The 16,348-nt window shown below is 60.3% G+C and carries 15 protein-coding genes and 1 CRISPR repeat array; of the genes, 5 read left to right on the top strand and 10 right to left on the bottom strand.

What is annotated here, in order from left to right:
• Window positions 1-229: 229 nt before the first annotated feature.
• Complete coding sequence (locus tag NW855_RS13240; protein WP_049749784.1) at window positions 230-844, top strand: mechanosensitive ion channel domain-containing protein; 615 nt, start codon at window positions 230-232, stop codon at window positions 842-844.
• 252 nt (window positions 845-1,096) lie between these two features.
• Here NW855_RS13240 and NW855_RS13235 read toward each other — a convergent pair whose 3' ends face one another.
• The gene (locus NW855_RS13235) at window positions 1,097-2,074 is read right to left on the bottom strand and encodes an alpha-ketoacid dehydrogenase subunit beta (RefSeq protein ID WP_011431127.1); all 978 of its coding nucleotides are present in this window, start codon (window positions 2,072-2,074) and stop codon (window positions 1,097-1,099) included.
• 342 nt (window positions 2,075-2,416) lie between these two features.
• Window positions 2,417-3,848: direct repeats of the CRISPR family, unit length 36 nt; unit sequence GTTCCCCCTTCGGGGGGATCCCTAGAAATTGGAAAC.
• Between the two features lie 10 nt (window positions 3,849-3,858).
• Here NW855_RS13235 and pdxA point away from each other — a divergent pair.
• Window positions 3,859-4,908: a 4-hydroxythreonine-4-phosphate dehydrogenase PdxA gene (gene pdxA, locus NW855_RS13230; protein WP_414508899.1), complete on the top strand. Its 1,050-nt coding sequence runs from the start codon at window positions 3,859-3,861 to the stop codon at window positions 4,906-4,908.
• On the opposite strand, the gene rpiA is transcribed toward pdxA, so the two are convergent.
• From rpiA to NW855_RS13190, 8 genes are all read right to left on the bottom strand, one after another.
• Window positions 4,865-5,557 carry a ribose-5-phosphate isomerase RpiA gene (rpiA, locus tag NW855_RS13225; RefSeq protein WP_414508898.1) on the bottom strand — a complete coding sequence of 231 codons (693 nt, stop codon included), beginning with the start codon at window positions 5,555-5,557 and terminating at the stop codon, window positions 4,865-4,867. The two genes, pdxA and rpiA, sit on opposite strands and share 44 nt — an antisense overlap.
• Before the next feature lie 30 nt (window positions 5,558-5,587).
• A complete protein-coding gene (gene rimO, locus NW855_RS13220) occupies window positions 5,588-6,970 on the bottom strand; it encodes a 30S ribosomal protein S12 methylthiotransferase RimO (RefSeq protein WP_049749783.1) in 1,383 nt (460 codons plus the stop codon).
• A gap of 135 nt (window positions 6,971-7,105) precedes the next feature.
• Entirely contained in the window at window positions 7,106-7,897 is a 792-nt protein-coding gene (cbiQ, locus tag NW855_RS13215; RefSeq protein ID WP_099812875.1) for a cobalt ECF transporter T component CbiQ, read from the bottom strand.
• A 49-nt stretch (window positions 7,898-7,946) separates the two neighbouring features.
• On the bottom strand, window positions 7,947-8,591 hold the full coding sequence (gene cbiM, locus NW855_RS13210) for a cobalt transporter CbiM (protein ID WP_099812876.1): 645 nt from the start codon (window positions 8,589-8,591) through the stop codon (window positions 7,947-7,949).
• 2 nt (window positions 8,592-8,593) lie between these two features.
• Window positions 8,594-9,133: a hypothetical protein gene (locus NW855_RS13205; protein ID WP_011431121.1), complete on the bottom strand. Its 540-nt coding sequence runs from the start codon at window positions 9,131-9,133 to the stop codon at window positions 8,594-8,596.
• A 57-nt stretch (window positions 9,134-9,190) separates the two neighbouring features.
• Complete coding sequence (locus tag NW855_RS13200; protein ID WP_414402810.1) at window positions 9,191-10,111, bottom strand: hypothetical protein; 921 nt, start codon at window positions 10,109-10,111, stop codon at window positions 9,191-9,193.
• A 128-nt stretch (window positions 10,112-10,239) separates the two neighbouring features.
• Complete coding sequence (locus tag NW855_RS13195; RefSeq protein ID WP_011431119.1) at window positions 10,240-11,046, bottom strand: SH3 domain-containing protein; 807 nt, start codon at window positions 11,044-11,046, stop codon at window positions 10,240-10,242.
• Between the two features lie 167 nt (window positions 11,047-11,213).
• Window positions 11,214-11,582: a hypothetical protein gene (locus NW855_RS13190; RefSeq protein ID WP_099812877.1), complete on the bottom strand. Its 369-nt coding sequence runs from the start codon at window positions 11,580-11,582 to the stop codon at window positions 11,214-11,216.
• Window positions 11,583-11,969: 387 nt separating this feature from the next.
• Between NW855_RS13190 and NW855_RS13185 the strand changes: the two genes are divergently transcribed.
• A complete protein-coding gene (locus tag NW855_RS13185; protein ID WP_011431117.1) occupies window positions 11,970-12,689 on the top strand; it encodes a response regulator transcription factor in 720 nt (239 codons plus the stop codon).
• A gap of 42 nt (window positions 12,690-12,731) precedes the next feature.
• On the opposite strand, the gene NW855_RS13180 is transcribed toward NW855_RS13185, so the two are convergent.
• Window positions 12,732-13,637, bottom strand: coding sequence for an ABC transporter ATP-binding protein (locus NW855_RS13180; RefSeq protein WP_240527937.1), 906 nt, complete (start codon window positions 13,635-13,637; stop codon window positions 12,732-12,734).
• Window positions 13,638-14,127: 490 nt separating this feature from the next.
• Here NW855_RS13180 and NW855_RS13175 point away from each other — a divergent pair, with 490 nt between their 5' ends.
• Both NW855_RS13175 and NW855_RS13170 read left to right on the top strand, forming a co-directional pair.
• Complete coding sequence (locus NW855_RS13175; protein WP_240527826.1) at window positions 14,128-15,756, top strand: TM0106 family RecB-like putative nuclease; 1,629 nt, start codon at window positions 14,128-14,130, stop codon at window positions 15,754-15,756.
• A 77-nt stretch (window positions 15,757-15,833) separates the two neighbouring features.
• Window positions 15,834-16,271, top strand: coding sequence for a response regulator (locus NW855_RS13170; protein WP_099812879.1), 438 nt, complete (start codon window positions 15,834-15,836; stop codon window positions 16,269-16,271).
• The last annotated feature ends 77 nt before the right edge of the window (window positions 16,272-16,348 follow it).

Raw genomic sequence — 16,348 nt, 5'->3', positions numbered from 1 at the left:
CGGCAGAGTGGCTCTTTCAGGGTAGCAAGCACAGCAGAACCTAAGCCGTGGCGGATACCAGCTGAGGCGGAACCCACAGAGAGCCTCCCTGAGTCCTGATCGAGTGTTCCCGCCGAAGTCGAATGGCGTTCTCTGGCGTTCATCGTGATCGATAGCGTAGCAAGGGTGAAGATATGAACGAACTACTGCAAACCATCAACCGCAGTCTTCTAGAGATGGCGTTCGGGCCGTGCGGCGCCTGGCGGGATCCGCAGCCAACCGGTGGATCCCCAGCCCTTCCCTACAAATGCTGCTGGTGCAAGTCAGCCAAGTGGGTGCTTGGGTGGCAGGGATCCTGGCAGCCAGCGTGGTGGCTTTCCCAGATCTGCGCCTGGGAGATCTGATCGGGCTGTTGGGGTTAGGGTCGGTGGCCATCGGTTTTGCTTTTCAAGATATTTTCAAGAACTTCCTGGCGGGCGTGCTGCTGCTTTTGAACGAGCCTTTTCAACTCAATGACCAGATTGTCGTCGGGGATTTTGAAGGTACAGTTGAGGAAATCAGCATTCGCTCCACCCAGATTCGCACCTACCAAGGAGAACGGGTGGTGATCCCCACCAGCCCGATCACGGTCTTAACCGATCGCCCCTTTCGCCGCACCGATCTGGAGATTGGCCTCGACTACAACACACCCCTGCCCAAAGCCTTGGAGGTGCTGCTGGAGGCGATGCAAGGCGTGGAGGGAGTGCTGGCGGAGCCCCCTTTGAGCTGGACATCGTCGGCTTTGGCGACAGCTCCATCGATTTTGTGGTGCGCTACTGGACTCGGCCTCGCAAGGCGGAGGTGCGCCGCGTCCGCACTCAGGTGATATCGCCCTCAAGCAGGCCTGTGACCGGGCCGGATTGGTCATTCCCTACCCGATTCGCACGGTGTACCTGTTCGACCAGCAGGATTTTCAGGATCACCTCCCCACTTCCAGAGCCGCCTAGGGATAGCGGGCCGGCAGCATTTGGAACCGGCTCTCCCCCAGCAACACCGCCTTGGGGTTGGGATAGGTATCTTGCAAAAGGGCGCAGGCACTCCCCGCCCTCCGGCTACTGCCTGCCAGCAGGCAAGAGTCTCATCCGTAGAGGAGCCGCTCCACCGCTGCCACAATATCTGCCGGCTGCACAATGGTGGCCGCTTCTAGCGTGCCGTTGTAGGGGGTGGGAATGTCTTGGGAGGCCAGGCGCACTACGGGCGCGTCCAGCTCGTCGAAGAGTTCTTCCATGATGCGGGCCGTCAGCTCTGCCCCAATGCCGCCCGTTTTCATGTCTTCTTCCACGATGACCACCCGGTGGGTTTTGCGCACCGAAGCAGCAATCGTCTCCATATCGAGGGGCTTGAGGGAGATCAAGTCGATCACTTCCGGATCGATCTCCTGCTCCAGCAGGGTGTCCACGGCCTTAAGCACGTGGTGGCGCATGCGCGAGTAGGTGAGGATGGTAACGTCAGATCCCGTGCGGACAACTTCCGCCTTGTCCAGGGGCAAGAGGTACTCCTCCTCCGGCAGGTCTTCTTTGAGGTTGTAGAGGAGCACATGCTCGAAAAAGAGAACGGGGTTGTCGTCGCGGATGGCCGACTTGAGCAGACCCTTGGCGTTGTAAGGGGTGGAACAGGCGACGATCTTCAGACCCGGCACTGCCTGAAAGTAAGCCTCCAGCCGCTGCGAGTGCTCGGCTCCCAATTGGCGTCCCACCCCGCCTGGCCCGCGGATCACCAGCGGGATCTTGAAGTTGCCGCCGGACGTGTAGCGCAGCATGCCGGCATTGTTGGCAATTTGGTTAAAGGCCAGGAGCAAAAAGCCCATGTTCATCCCTTCCACCACAGGCCGCAAGCCGGTCATGGCTGCCCCGATGGCCAAGCCGGTGAAGCTGTTTTCGCAAATGGGGGTATCCAGGAGGCGCATCTCCCCGTATTTGCGATATAGGTCTTTGGTGACTTTGTAGGAGCCGCCGTAGTGGCCCACATCCTCTCCCAGAACAAACACATTGGGATCCCTGGCCATCTCTTCGTCGAGGGCGGCACGCAAGGCATTGTAAAGGAAGGTCTCGGCCATAGAGGGCAACCGCTGCTCAAAAATGTTGCTAAGTTTCCATTAAACCATTTTGCCGGCAGGGATCCGCTGGCAGACAACCCGCTGGACAGGGCACCTCGCCCCTAGGGATCCCAACCCCGGTCATGTTGCCAAAAGCACACCAAAACGGTATCAGCAGCTCTGCGAGCGCCTCGCCAAAACCCGCAAAGGCCGATTCTTTCGTTGACCCGCTCGATGCCTTGCGCCACAAGGCTTTCAGGCCTCTCACCCCCCCTCTTCGGGGCCCTTTTTTGCCGTTTTCGACCGACCCCCTCGCAAATAGGCCTTGCATTCCTTGCCCCGCTTGGGTTTAATAAGGGTAGAGTTCCCCCTTCGGGGGGATCCCTAGAAATTGGAAACTTTCTTAACTCACAGAATTTGGAGAGCACCCATTCTGGTTCCCCCTTCGGGGGGATCCCTAGAAATTGGAAACTTTAACTAGCTACTCCCACTTGTATGGGACTAGGTGTTCCCCCTTCGGGGGGATCCCTAGAAATTGGAAACGGGGTTAGGTTGATGAAGGTGGGCATAGATAACCTCCTAGTTCCCCCTTCGGGGGAATCCCTAGAAATTGGAAACTTTTACCCTCTGTGACTGCATGGAGCACAGCCCATGGTTCCCCCTTCGGGGGGATCCCTAGAAATTGGAAACCTCTGTTCCAGCCCTGTTCCAGTACAATCCAGTGACGTTCCCCCTTCGGGGGGATCCCTAGAAATTGGAAACTGCTTCTGGGCTACAACACAGGCCTGTACGGCCATGTTCCCCCTTCGGGGGGATCCCTAGAAATTGGAAACAGTAAACCGTAGCGCCTCGCTTGCTCCAAAAGCACCTTGTTCCCCCTTCGGGGGGATCCCTAGAAATTGGAAACTTCTCATTGGTCTCCCCGTCGATGCGTGCATGCTGGAGTTCCCCCTTCGGGGGGATCCCTAGAAATTGGAAACACACTCTGCCGGTGGTGTTAATAAGCAAAGCTCCGATCTCAAAGTTCCCCCTTCGGGGGGATCCCTAGAAATTGGAAACGGATAATCGGCGACGTCTTTGTAAGGCTTACCGATGTTCCCCCTTCGGGGGGATCCCTAGAAATTGGAAACTCCAATATCTCAGCTGAAGGAAACTGTTATTATTAACGTTCCCCCTTCGGGGGGATCCCTAGAAATTGGAAACTTGACCTAAGTGGCAGGGGGGATATGCATTGCCACGTTCCCCCTTCGGGGGGATCCCTAGAAATTGGAAACGTTCCAATACATCGTTTTCCCGGCAATCTGCCGAACCGTTCCCCCTTCGGGGGGATCCCTAGAAATTGGAAACACTGGGTATCGTTTTGAGGGTACACTTTAAACGGGTTCCCCCTTCGGGGGGATCCCTAGAAATTGGAAACTACAAATGTAGAAGAAGTCATTACTACCATATGTAAAAAAGTTCCCCCTTCGGGGGGATCCCTAGAAATTGGAAACTCGATGTACCACCCGTCCTCATGTCGGGCAGCGAATTTAAGTTCCCCCTTCGGGGGGATCCCTAGAAATTGGAAACGACTAGATCAAACACGAGGTTGCCCATTCAGGGCAAGTTCCCCCTTCGGGGGGATCCCTAGAAATTGGAAACTCCAGTCGATGAAACAGCTTGTGTCCTTTTCATCGGTTGTAGTAGTTCCCCCTTCGGGGGGATCCCTAGAAATTGGAAACGCCCAACAGCTCTTCCTTGATAAATCCTTCTCTAATAGGTTCCCCCTTCGGGGGGATCCCTAGAAATTGGACTAGAAATAGAAAATGAGCTTGCTGCTGCCGAAGCTAGCCCTGACATTGGGAGATCCGGCGGGGATTGGGCCAGAGATTGTGCTCAAGGCGCTGGCGGATCCCCAGGTGCAGGCCTGCGCCCAGATAACGGTGGTGGGCGAGCGGCAGGTTTTGGAAGCTACCTACTGCCTTCTGCGCCAGCGAGGGGCAACCGACCTGGCCGACCCGGCAGGGATCCCGGTGCTGGAGGGCGGCAGCGGCTTCTACCTAGAGCTGTCGCGCGTGGGCCGGGGGGATGTCGCAAGCGGGGCGGCCAGCTTTGCCTACCTGAAAACAGCTATTGAAGAAGCGCTGCGGGGCCAGTTCCAGGGGATCGTGACCGCTCCCATTGCCAAATACCTCTGGCACCAGGCGGGCTACCCCTTCCCTGGCCAAACAGAAGTTCTGGCCCAGCTCAGCGGGAGCGAGCGCTACGGCATGCTGTTTGTGGCCCGTTCTCCCCACAGCGGCTGGCAGATCCGGGTTTTGCTGGCCACCACCCACATCCCCCTGAGCCAGGTGCCCCTCACCCTTACCCCGGAGCTGGTGCGCGCGAAGTTGGACTTGCTGGTTGGATCCCTGCGTAAGCTCTTTGGGATTGTCAATCCGGTGATTGCTGTGGCTGGCCTTAACCCCCATGCTGGCGAGCAGGGGCAGCTTGGGCAGGAAGAGAAAACGTGGCTGGCGGAGCTGCTAAGAACCTATCCCCACGCCAAAATCTGGGGGCCGCTTCCCCCCGATACCATGTGGCTAGCGCCCGCCCAGGCCTGGTATGGTCAAGGAGCTCCTGCTGTGGCCGATGCCTACCTGGCTCTCTACCACGACCAAGGCCTGATCCCCGTGAAGCTGCTGGCGTTTGACCGGGCCGTCAACCTAACCCTGGGGTTGCCCTTTATTCGCACCTCCCCCGACCACGGCACTGCCTTTGACCTAGCCGGGCAGGGGGTAGCCCGCGCCGAGAGCCTCAAGCAGGCCATCCTGCTAGCAGCCGAACTGGCCCCTACGGCCGCCACAGCGTCTCGATCCCTCCAGGGCCAGCAATAATGGCCTCGGTGGCCATGCCGATAAACAGGCCGTGCTCCACTACCCCCACCGTTCCCTTGAGCTGCTCGGCCAGCTTGGCCGGATTGGCGATGGGGCCAAACTGGCAGTCGAGGATGTAGTGCTGCTCGTCGGTGAGGTAGGGATCCCCCTCGGCAGTGCGCCGCAGCACCGCCTGACAGCCCAGGGCCTCCACCCGCGCTAGGGTCGTCTTCCAGCCAAAGCGCACCACCTCCACCGGCACCGGGAAGCGGGTGCCCAGGTGGGCCACCTTTTTGGAGGCATCGGCGATGATGATGAGCTCAGCAGCGCTGGCCTCCACCAGTTTCTCCCGCAGCAGAGCTCCCCCTGCCCCCTTGATGAGGTTGAGGGATCCCACTTCGATTTCGTCGGCTCCATCGATGGCAAGATCTAGGCGCGGCTGCTCCTCCAGCGTGGCCAGCGGGATCCCTAGAGAGCGGGCCTGTTCTGCCGTGCGCTCGGAAGTGGGCACCCCAATGAACTGCAGCCCCTCCTTTTGCATTCGCTGGGCTAGGGCGCCCACAGCAAAGGCGGCTGTGGATCCCGTGCCCAGCCCCACCACCATGCCCGACTGCACCTTTTGGGCCGCCGCTTGGGCTGCCGCCTGTTTCAGCTCATCTGCACTGGCCATCTCGCCTTTCCGAAGTTCAACCGAATTATTCTACCGTCCGCTCCAGCTAAAGCCTGCTGGCGCCTCCACCACCTGGCCAAAGAGATCGTAGGGCTCGGCCCGCGTAATCTGGACCGGCACCAGGGATCCCAGGGATCCCGGCCCGCGCACATACACCACCCCGTCCACCTCAGGGGCAAAGCGGGGGGAACGGCCAATCCACTCGCCGGTGCGGGGGTTTTCCTGCTCCAAAAGCACAGGCACCACCTGCCCCACCTGCTCGCGGTTGCGGCGGAAGGCGATCCCTTGCTGCAGCTGCATCAGGCGGGCGCGGCGCTCTTCCTTGAGGGGCTCCGGCACCTGCTGGGGCAGATGGTAGGCGGGCGTGCCCTCTTCCGGGGAAAAGGTGAACACCCCCACATGGTCAAATTGGTGGCGCTGGACAAACTCCAAAAGATGCTGGAAGTGCTCCTCCGTCTCGCCGGGAAAGCCGACGATAAAGCTGGTGCGCAGGACAGCCTTGGGCAGGGCCTGGCGCAGCCGTTCGATGAGCCGGTCGTTAACCTGGCCCTGCCAGGGGCGGTTCATGGCCTTGAGGATCGCTGGGTGGCTGTGCTGCAGCGGCAGATCCAGATAGAGCAAGAAATTGGGCGTCTCCTGAATGGCCTCCACCACCGCCGGCGTAATGCCCGTGGGGTAGGCATAGAGCATGCGGATCCAGGGGATGGGGATCTGGCCCAGAGCGCGGATAAGCTCGGCCAGCCGCGGCTCCCCGTAGAGGTCGAGCCCGTAGTTGGTGGTGATCTGGGAAATGAGGATTAGCTCCTGCACCCCTTCTGCAGCCAGTTGTTCTGCTTCCCGCAGAATGGACTCGATGGGGCGGGAGCGTTGCTTTCCCCGCAGGTGGGGGATGATGCAGAAGGAGCAGCGGTAATCACACCCTTCCGCCACCCGCAGGTAGGCCACCGGGGCATGGGTGGTGCGATAGCGGGGGACGGTCTCGTCGGCAATGTAATCTAAGCTCGAGGTAACGGCGTTAACCCGCTCTCCCCGCTCTGCCCGCTGGATAACCTGGACAATCTGGTGGTAGTCGCCGGTGCCGACGATGGCCACCGCCTCGGGGATCTCCCGCAGCAGCTCCTCTTGGAAGTGCTGCGCCAGGCAACCAGCGATGATGATCTTCTTGCCCTGCACCGCCAGCTCCATCAGGGTGCTGACCGACTCCCGCCGCGCCGCTTCGATGAAGCTGCAGGTGTTGACGATGACGTAGTCGGCGCTGTCTTCGTCGCCCTCCACCCGGTAGCCTGCCTGGGCCAGCAGGCCCAGCATGTGCTCGGTGTCCACCCGGTTTTTCTCACAGCCCAGGTGCAAAACGGCAACAGCCGGCGCTTCCTTGAGGGAAGAGGTAGACAAAGCGGTTTCTAACCAGTTCATAGCCCCAGGAGAGGACGCGCAAATGGCGACAAGAGCTGAGAAGATTAAAGCCTTCTTATTCTAGTTCTAGTTGGGTTTTGCTTTTAAAGGCGGGGAAGAGAACCGTCTATCTTGTCTAACTCGCTGCCAACCCGCTCAATCGGGATAGCCCCCAAAGTTAACCAAAACCAAGCCAACAGCCACTGCCAGCGCCAGCCCGGTGGCCGCCCAACTGCAGGGATCCCCGCCAGCCGCTGGCGGCACCAAGGGCGCCCGCCCGTAGCCCCGCAGGCGCAGCGCCTGGTAAACTCGCTGCGAACGTTCGTAGCTGCGAACCAACAAAGTGCCCACGGCAGCAGCCAGAAAGGGCAGGTCTTGCCGCCAAGTTGGCCCAGGCTGCCACAGGGATCCCCGCGGTCGCCAGCCCCTCAGCCGCGCGGCCCGCTGCATCCGCTGCCACTGGCTGCCCACTTCCTGCAAATAGCGCTGGGTTAGCCAGGCCAGTTCCAGGAGGAGGTCGGGGATCCCCAGCGCCCGCAAAGCTGCCAACAGGGCCGGTAGGGGAGTGGTCTCCAACAGCAGCGTCGCCAGCGCTAAAAGCGCCAGGCTGCGCCCGCCAAGGCAGAGGGCCCTCTCCAGCCCCTCCCAGCGCAAAGCCAGGGATCCCCAGCGCCAGAGGAGGGTGTCCCCAACGGCAAAGGGCAGGAAGAGGACAAAGGCTATCAACAGAACGCCGGGAGCGGCCAGGCGTCTGAGCCCTCGGCGCAGAGGCAATCCGGAGAGCCCCCAGAGAAAAGCCACCACCGCCCAGACCAGGGGTAGCAAGGCCAGGCGCTGCACCTGGGCAAAGGCCGCCATCAGTGCCAGCAGGCCAACCAGCTTGGGCAGGGGCCGCCAGCGGTGCAGCCAAGAAGGGGGCGGCGGCAGGGGAGCTTGTGAAGAAAGCATCCTCTCCCTAACCGGCATGGCCCGACGACAGGGATGAACAGCCTCAGCCCTATCTTTGGGCATCTTCTCCCAGCAGCTCCGGCTGCACCCGCTGCAAAAACCCCACCACCCAACGGGTAAACAGCCCCTCCACCACCGCCAGCGGCAGGTGGGCAGCTACCAAACTGGTCAGAGCCAGGTGCTCTGCCGAGGTGGAAGGGATCCCCTCCCTGCGCAGCGCCGCCAGCACCACGCCGTAAAACAGCAGCGCCGCCAGCACCACCCCCACCGCTCCCGCCCAAAAAGCGGCCCAGCCCGTGCCCAACCAGCGCCGGCTTGCCCGGAAGATCCCTCCTGCCAGAAGCGCCGGGATCCCCATAATGGCGGCGTTGATCCCCAGGGTGGTCAACCCCCCATGCCCAAAAGCCACCGCCTGAAAAAACAGGCCCACCACAATTGCCGGGTAGGCCAAGGCCCCCAGCATCACGCCCATCAGCCCATTGAGCAGCAGGTGCAGGCTGGCCGGGGGAAAAGGCAGGTGAAGGGAGGAGGCGACAAAAAAGGCCGCCGTGAGCAGCGCTGCCTTGGGGAGCTGGCGGCGGGGATCCTTTTCCAACCGCTGGAGGAGGTGTAGGCTCCAACCCGTAAGCAGGGCAGTGATGCCATAACCCCCCAGCCAAAGCGGTGCTGGCAAAAGGCCCTCGCTGATGTGCATGGCTAGTCTTGGCTCAAAGCGGCAGCATCCACTGGGGAGTCGGGGAGTTCTGGGCCTTGGAAGGGGCGGGGCCGGGAAAAAAACAGGGCCGTGCCCAAACAGCCCCAGATAACACAGGCAGCCATAACCCCCCGCTGCAGGGGGCCAAAGCCAGGGGAGGAGGGGCTGGGGATCCCTTCTGCCTGCATACCCTCCTCGCCCACCGGCACGTTCACCACCCCGCCGTGGCCGGCCTGGCGAATGCGCACCTGCCACAGTCCCTTAAGCTCAGGATCCGGCTGCAGCCAAAACCGGCCCTCTCCGTCTGTCTCTCCCTCCTGCCAGGGGAGAGTGGGATTGGTGGGCGCAAACACCGTAACTCGGGCAAAACGCATCGGCTCGCCGGAATCGTAGCGGGCCTGGATCTCAAAGGTGGGAACAGCCCGCCAAGAGGCCTCCACCCCATGGCCCCAAGCCGGCGGAGATAGGAGCAGGCCCAAGGCCAACCAGCTCAGTTGCCAGGAAGGGGAAAAAGGGATGCGCTTTGGCCAGACTGAGTTCATCGGTCAGCAAAAGACAGAGGACACCCTTCGATCTCAAAAGCCACCCAGGCCTAAAACCTAAGGCAAGGATCCCGTCCCGCCGAGGCCGCCAGAGGAGGCGCGGCAGTGGCCCTCTCCCACGTGCCCCAAGCTCTGCAGGCTCTGCAAGACGGCCTGGGCCCTAGGGGATCCCTCCTGCAGGCTGCCCCAGTCCACCTCCAGCGGCTGGGATCCCGCCTTTAGCCCTTGCTCGAGGGAGACTGGGTCGACTGGGTCCAACTTCACAAGGGAGGCAAACCCCAGCGCCGCTGAGTTGAGGTCGTCCTTGGGAGGCAGGCTGCCATTCCCAAACAGGTGGTCGAAGTGGAAAGTCGCCTCCAGATCCGCCACCTGGCCTGCCCGGACAAAGCCCTTGCGCGTCTCCCCCACGTACTCGCCGCAGACAAAAGCCAGCTCGGGGCTGAACTTGAGCACAAAGGGGATCGCCTCTCCCTCCCCTTCTGCCGGTCGAGCTCTGCCCTCGATCCAGAGGGAGTAGCCCTTTGCTGGCCCCTCCGCTGCCGGCACTAGGCGCCAGGCCAGGGCGTTGTAGTGCCCAGGGGGGGCTTCCAGGGATCCCAGCAGGGCTCGCTCCGGCACCAAATCCACCGTAAGAGGCCCTGTCAGGCTGACCAAGGCCTTGGCCTCGAGCTCGCCTTCCCCTTGCGGATCAAAAGGGGGATCCGTCTGGTAGGCCGTAATGTCCGCCAGCGTCACGTACACATGCTCAAACTGCAACGCCCAGCCCTCTTTGGAGACCAGCCCCTCCCGCAGGAACGCTTCGCCGTTGGCCCACAGCTCCAGCGTGCCCGTAGCCGAGGCAGAGATCGCCTGCCCATCCCTGGCTGGCCCCGGCTCGACAGGCGGGCGACAAGCCGTCATGCCGGCTCCCAGACCCAGGGCCACCAGAACCATCCCTTTGGCCAGGGGTCGCAGCAATGACCACTGAAACCAAGACATCAGGTGCTGCCACCAGTGTAAGAACTCCCTCCCGCTAGCGCGCCTGCCCCTCCCGACAGCGGCTGGCGGTACTGTCCCAGCCAACCACAAGCTCTCGCCAACCTACAATCCCCCACCGGGGCATCTTGCTACTCTTGCGCCAGGTTGCCGGCCCGCACCCAACCTTCCTGCCCGTTCTGGCGCCGGATGCGCTGCCAGCGGCCATCGGCGCTGTACTCCAACACCGTCACCACCTCATTCATGGGCAGGCCACCAATGTAAGCCCCTTCCCGGTCGGGAGTGGCCCGTAGCGCCAGGCCAATCGGCTCGATCACCCGCCCCTGCGCACCTGGGGCAATGCTTGTTGCTGCGGGGGGCCGAGTCGGCAAAGGAGTGGACTCTGGTGTGGATTCGACCGCAGGCGTTGCAGCAGTTGTGGCTGAAGCAACCGCTGCCCCACCCTCCACGGGGCCCAAATTGCCGGCCCGCACCCAGCCTTCCTGGCCGTTTAGCTCCCGCCGCACCCGCTGCCAGCGGCCATCAGCGCTGTACTCCAGCACCGTCACCGTTTCCCCCGCCACAATTCCCCCTTGGTAGGCTCCGTCAGCAGAAGGCTGGCTGCGAATGGCTAGACCTATGGGCTCGATTACCCGCCCGCGGCTGCCGGGGGGAAAGGCCTCAGGGTCGATGGTGCCCGCCGCCGGCAAGGACTCCGTCCCACTGACGCGAACAGAGGGGGAGGAAGGCAAACTTGTCGGGCTGGGTAAGGGATCCACACGCACCGCGCGAGGAAACTGAGGCGCCGCAGGAGGAGCCAGCAGGGGGGCAATGAACCGCCACGCCTGCCAACCCAGAGCAGCCAAGACCCCAACCGAGAGGCTCAGTGCCATTAAGGTGCCGAAGGGAAAACCGCTGGCAGCAGGAGAAGAACGGCCTCGCATTGGGTAGTTAGCCATCCAAAACTCAGCTCCCAAAAGCCGGAGACGAAAGCAAAGGGCTTTGCCAACGCTTGCAAGTACCAGAGCATCTCTGGTACTTCTAGTTTCGCCTCTGTGTACTGCCTTGGGAAGCCACCTACCCAGGGGCAACGCTGTCTGGAGCAAATCAGTAGCAAGTTTAGTTTCTACTTAGTGAACATATTCTCCCAGTCGGTGGTGAGAACCTCGTGGCCAAATGTCCACCCGGCCAGGAGCAAGGGCAAGGCCAAGCCCAGGAAGCCGAAGAAACTGATGACCTGGGCAATTTGTCGCTGGGCCCTTTTCTTTTTCGGGTCGGGGATGTAATTAGCAGCTACTGTGAGCTTTGAGCAAAAGGCCACCACCACCGCCCCCACCGGTCCCAAAACCAGCGAAGGCCACAGCCAATCCGCTACCTGCGCATACTCGTAGGCCCGGGTAAACGGCATGATGACAAAACAGGCCAGCTCCAGGATCCCCCAGGTGAAGAGGGCCAACTGGATATCTTTGCGAAAGACTTCGTTGGGATTGTACATAGGCTTCTGGGATAAACCGGCGTGCAACTTTAAGGTTTGGCCTGCAAGTACAGAAGTGGCGAGGTTTTTGAATGGGCTTCTCTCTGCGGGCAAGAAGCTGCTGCGCGAATCCCTTTTACCTTACCCTTTCCCTTTCCTCCGGACAACCCAGTAGAATGAATAATGCCTGAGATTCTTGGGTTAGCCTCCCTTGATTTACCCAGAGAAAGAGGGTTCCAGAAAGGCCAAGCTCCTGGTGCAATCCAATGGGTAATGTAAAAACTTGAAGCTATCTGTTGTAGTCTGGATGGGCTGCCCTCTCCTGCCCAGGCGCAAAATGCGTTTGCCCTGCGGGCAGGGCTTTTCTACAACTCTGCCTCGTGCTGACTGTGAGAGCGTCAAGCTGCCATGTTACGCATCCTCATCATCGATGACGATCCCAGCATTTGCGCGCTGCTCAAGCGGTATTTGCAGCGGCAGGGGTACTCAGTCGAGGTAGCGACGACGGGGGCCGAGGGCCTCCAGCAGTTGCGCGCTTTTCAGCCAGGCTTGGTGATTTTGGATCTGAATTTGCCGGATGTGAGCGGCTACGACCTTTGCCAGCAGATGCAAAAAGAGACCGGCGTGTATGTGTTGATGTTAACCAGCCGAGTGAATCCTGCCGACAAGCTGCAAGGATTTCAGCTAGGCGCAGATGACTACCTGACCAAACCCTTCAGCCTGCCGGAGTTACAGGCGCGGGTACAGGCTATCCTGCGCCGAGGGCGGACGAGAACGGAAACAGGCAGCGCGCCGGTTTTGACTTTTCCCTCCTTGGTGATCGACCCGACCACCCGAGAAGTTATCCGTGACCGTCGCCCGATTAACCTGACCGCTCTAGAGTTTGATTTGCTCTACGCCATGGCTCGACACCCAGGACGGGTGTGGCGACGGTCTGAGCTGATTCAAGAGGTGTGGGATTTTAACCACGAGGGAGATGAACGGGTGGTCGATGTCCACATCGGCCAAATTCGCAAGAAGCTGGAAACCGATACCAGCCAACCGGAGCTGATCCGCACCGTGCGCGGAGTTGGCTACAAGTTCGAGCCCCCCACTCCAAAGGAGGGATGGGGAGAGGAAAAACCGTAACCTCCCTCTTTCCGAAGGAGAGAGGTTGAGGCTGAGGGCGCGCTAATCCAGGCGACGGCCCGTCAAGCGTACAAAAATATCTTCTAAGTTGGCAGGGCGCACCATCAGGCCGGTTTTGTCGGGTTCCGCTTCCAACTGCCGCTGGGCCTCCGCCAAGCTGGGGAAAAAGGTGTAGCTCACCTCCTGGCCAGGGCGGGAGCGCACCAGCAGGGCTTCTCCGTACTTGGCCCGCAACTGGTCGGTGCTGCCCAGCTCGATTAGCTTCCCGCCGTCCATGATGCCGATGCGGTCACACAGCTCCTCGGCCTCTTCCATGTAGTGGGTGGTAATCAGCAAGGTCATCCCCTGCCGGTTCAGATCCCGCAGGATCTCCCACAGCAGCCGCCGCGCCTGGGGATCCAACCCAACGGTTGGCTCGTCCAAAAACAAAATTTGAGGCCGGTGCAACAGCGCCCTGGCCACCTGGAGGCGCCGCTTCATGCCGCCGGAGAGGGTCTTCACTTTGTCGTGCCGCCGGTCGGCCAGCTTCACGTACTCCAGCCACTCGTCGATGCGCTGCTGCCGCTCCGGGTTGGGGATGTGGTGCATGCGCCCATGGAACTCCAGGTTTTCCCAAACCGTCAGCTCTGCTTCCAGGGTGATGGGCTGCAACACCACGCCGATCTGCCGCCGCACCGCCAAGGGATCCCGCACCACATCATACCCCCCTACGCGGATGGATCCCTGGCTGGGGCGGGTCAGGCTGGTGAGCATGCGGATGGTGGTGGATTTGCCGGCGCCGTTGGGCCCTAGCAGGGCAAACACCTCCCCCTGCGGGATCCGCAGGCTCAAGTCCTGAACCGCCACCTGCTGCCCAAAACGCTTCCACACCCCCTGCATTTCCACTGCCGCCGGCTGGGTCTGGGACAGGGCCGGGGCCATCGAAAGAGCGCTTACAGTCGGCTCCATCTGCGGGTGTAAAGAAATCTTTCTCCTTTAGCATACGCCAGGGCAGCCCCCCAAAACAGGTTTCTGGCGGGGAGCCCTTGGGCGGTCTCCTTTTGCTTTTTCAACTTCTCTAGGGCTGTGATCTCGCTCATCATCGTTTTCCCGTCAGCATTGAAAATGGTGAACGAGACCCAGTATTGACAAAACCACACCTAGCCCAGCAAATTGCGCAGAACAGCTCAGGCATTGGCCTAGCTGCTGAGCAACAATGAAGAGGCAAGGTGGGGTCAAGCCCCAGCTTTTCCCCAGCCAACAAAACGCAGCAATAGCCAGATGCAAAACAGAGACCGATTTGACCAAATTGATTTCCGCCTCGATCGCCTGGTAGGGGCGGTACTGACTTTGGCTGAAGCCGTCAATATCCCTCACCTTTTGTCAGCTCAAGATCCCAGGTCGTAAGGGATCCCCAAAAGGCGTGCCAAAATGGCAGCAGAGCTGAGGTTGTCCGCCGTTGGAGTTCCAGCAGGGTTCTGTTGACGCAGAAGAGTTGCTGGCCTTTTTTCGCTGTCGGCGCCTGCCCTACCTAGATCGCTTTGGGCCTCAAGAAGCCAAGCTGCCGCCGGAAAGCCTGCTGGAGCAATGGCGTCGGGATCGTCAAGCCCTGCAAGCTGCTGTGCTGGAGCGATTTCCGGGAGAAGAGGTGGCGCCGGGCAATGAAGCTCTCTTAGCAGCTATGGCAGCAGGGGCGGAGCGGATCTACGGCGGCCAAGTCGTCGCAAAGCTGTTTTGGGAAGTGGATCCGGAGGGAGCGGCAGAGGCGGAGCCTACCGACTCTGAAGTTGCCCTCGCCCCCTCCCTTGAGACAGAGGTGGAGCTCACCGAAGACAACTCCACCGACAAGACATCCTCCAGCCTTGCGCTGCCGCCTGAGGCTATTCCAGAGTTTCGTTCCGTTTGGGTAAGCAGCTCACTGGATCTCTTGATTCGGGATCCCTCCAGTATCGGCAAGGGCCAGCTCTCCTACCTACCGGTTCACATTCGCATTGGCAAGCGCCCCAAGCCGGAGTACGAGTTGTTGTTGGCGTTGCAGGCCGAGTTGCTTGGATCCCTGCAGGGTCAGGTACCCAAATGCGGCTTCTTGATCTTAAAAGACGGGAAGTGGCACCTTGTTCACCTCAGCCGACGCCGCACCCAGGTGCGTCGCTTGCTGCAAGATTATCTGCACTCCCTTGAGCAGGCGGAGCCGCCGCAGGTGTTTATGGCCCGCAGCCGCTGTCATCTTTGTCACTGGCGGGAGCACTGTCGGCAGTTGAATGCCGTCGCCCAGCCCCTCAGCCTGCTGCCGGGCGTAACCGGATCCCGCTATCCCCTTTTGCAGGAGGCAGGGATCCATTCGATTGAGGCTTTAGCTAACGCTCGCCTGGAGATGCTCCAGGCTATCCCCAAGCTGGGAGCCGGCGTGGCCCTGCAACTGCAGCTTCAAGCCCGTGCCACCCTCAGCCGCAAGCCCCTCTGGCTGCAATCCCCGCCTCAGGCTCTGCCGACAGCGCCCGTGGAGCTGTACTTCGATATCGAGGCGGATCCCCGCCACAACGTCGCTTACCTACTGGGCTTGCTCGTGGTAGAACAAGCAGAGGAGAACAAGGTTGTCAACTACTACAGTTGCCTAGCTGCTGAGCCGCGAGAGGAAGGGCAAGCCTGGCAACAATTCCTACAGCTAGTTCAACGCTACCCTGAGGCCCCCATCTATCATTTTCACAGCTTTGAAGTACAGACTTGTCGGCGACTGGGGGAGCAGCACCAAACGGATCCCCGAGAGGTGCGGCAACTGCTGAAGCGCTTTGTAGATTTGCACAGCTGGGTTCAGCGCTCGGTAGTGCTACCCATCGAGAGCTACTCCCTGAAAAACATCGCTCGCTGGCTGGGGTTTAAGTGGCGACTACCCGAGGGCAGTGGGGCCCACTCCATCTACTGGTACAGCCAGTGGCTGGAAACACGAGATCGCCGCTATTTGGAGCAGTCGCTCATCTACAACGAGGACGACTGCCGGGCTACCTATTGCCTTAAAAACTGGCTAAGCCAAGGTTCGGTTCTTGCCCCCGTCGACGGCCCAAGCCCAGATACTTGGGCCGGACATTGATCGAACCAGCACCATCTCGGTGGAATCGAAATCTGCCTCTCCTCATTTTGCTAACGAAAGATGCTGATCTCAAGCGCATGCTCTTGCAAAAGCCTATTGACCCAGATGCTATCTTTAAGATTCTCAACGAGCAACTAGATTATGCCAAAAATGAAGCCTCAAACCTCGAGAGAAAAAGGATTTTAGTTGTGGATGACAACAAGTCATTCGTCCTTGCGCTGAGAGAACCACTGGATCCCTGGAGACTTGACCTGTACTCCCTCTCGATCCCAAAAGACTTTTGGGAGCAGCTTAATCAAATAATGTCGGAATTAAACGACCGAGATTGGAGCAAGATCCCGATACTCTTCCTAATCGCCCACCCAGACCCTCACACACTCGAACAAGTCTTTCAAGCGGGAGAGGATGACTTCGTTGGTAAACCCATCGTCGGTCCAGAGCTGATCACGCACATCTTCAACCATCTGGAACGCACAGAACTCTTACGGCGAGCTCAAGGGAGAAACTTCCCGTAAGTTTTACCCCCAGATGAAAATTAACCCCCCTTGTATTGGGGGGTTGGTGTGGAGAGATGAGCCTGGCACCGAGCTAG

This window comes from Synechococcus sp. RC10B2 (assembly GCF_047502635.1).
The sequence above is the reverse complement of the archived record's forward strand: the minus strand, read 5'-3'. Positions and strand labels throughout refer to the sequence as shown.

Bases quoted from the DNA above. Each gene is read 5' to 3' on its own strand.
- pdxA (WP_414508899.1), top strand. From the start codon at position 3,859: ATGAGCTTGCTGCTGCCGAAGCTAGCCCTGACATTGGGAGATCCGGCG.
- NW855_RS13185 (WP_011431117.1), top strand. From the start codon at position 11,970: ATGTTACGCATCCTCATCATCGATGACGATCCCAGCATTTGCGCGCTG.
- NW855_RS13200 (WP_414402810.1), bottom strand. From the start codon at position 10,111: ATGTCTTGGTTTCAGTGGTCATTGCTGCGACCCCTGGCCAAAGGGATG.
- NW855_RS13180 (WP_240527937.1), bottom strand. From the start codon at position 13,637: ATGGAGCCGACTGTAAGCGCTCTTTCGATGGCCCCGGCCCTGTCCCAG.
- cbiQ (WP_099812875.1), bottom strand. From the start codon at position 7,897: ATGCTTTCTTCACAAGCTCCCCTGCCGCCGCCCCCTTCTTGGCTGCAC.
- NW855_RS13205 (WP_011431121.1), bottom strand. From the start codon at position 9,133: ATGAACTCAGTCTGGCCAAAGCGCATCCCTTTTTCCCCTTCCTGGCAA.
- rimO (WP_049749783.1), bottom strand. From the start codon at position 6,970: ATGAACTGGTTAGAAACCGCTTTGTCTACCTCTTCCCTCAAGGAAGCG.
- NW855_RS13235 (WP_011431127.1), bottom strand. From the start codon at position 2,074: ATGGCCGAGACCTTCCTTTACAATGCCTTGCGTGCCGCCCTCGACGAA.
- rpiA (WP_414508898.1), bottom strand. From the start codon at position 5,557: ATGGCCAGTGCAGATGAGCTGAAACAGGCGGCAGCCCAAGCGGCGGCC.
- NW855_RS13195 (WP_011431119.1), bottom strand. From the start codon at position 11,046: ATGGCTAACTACCCAATGCGAGGCCGTTCTTCTCCTGCTGCCAGCGGT.
- NW855_RS13190 (WP_099812877.1), bottom strand. From the start codon at position 11,582: ATGTACAATCCCAACGAAGTCTTTCGCAAAGATATCCAGTTGGCCCTC.
- cbiM (WP_099812876.1), bottom strand. From the start codon at position 8,591: ATGCACATCAGCGAGGGCCTTTTGCCAGCACCGCTTTGGCTGGGGGGT.
- NW855_RS13170 (WP_099812879.1), top strand. From the start codon at position 15,834: ATGCTCTTGCAAAAGCCTATTGACCCAGATGCTATCTTTAAGATTCTC.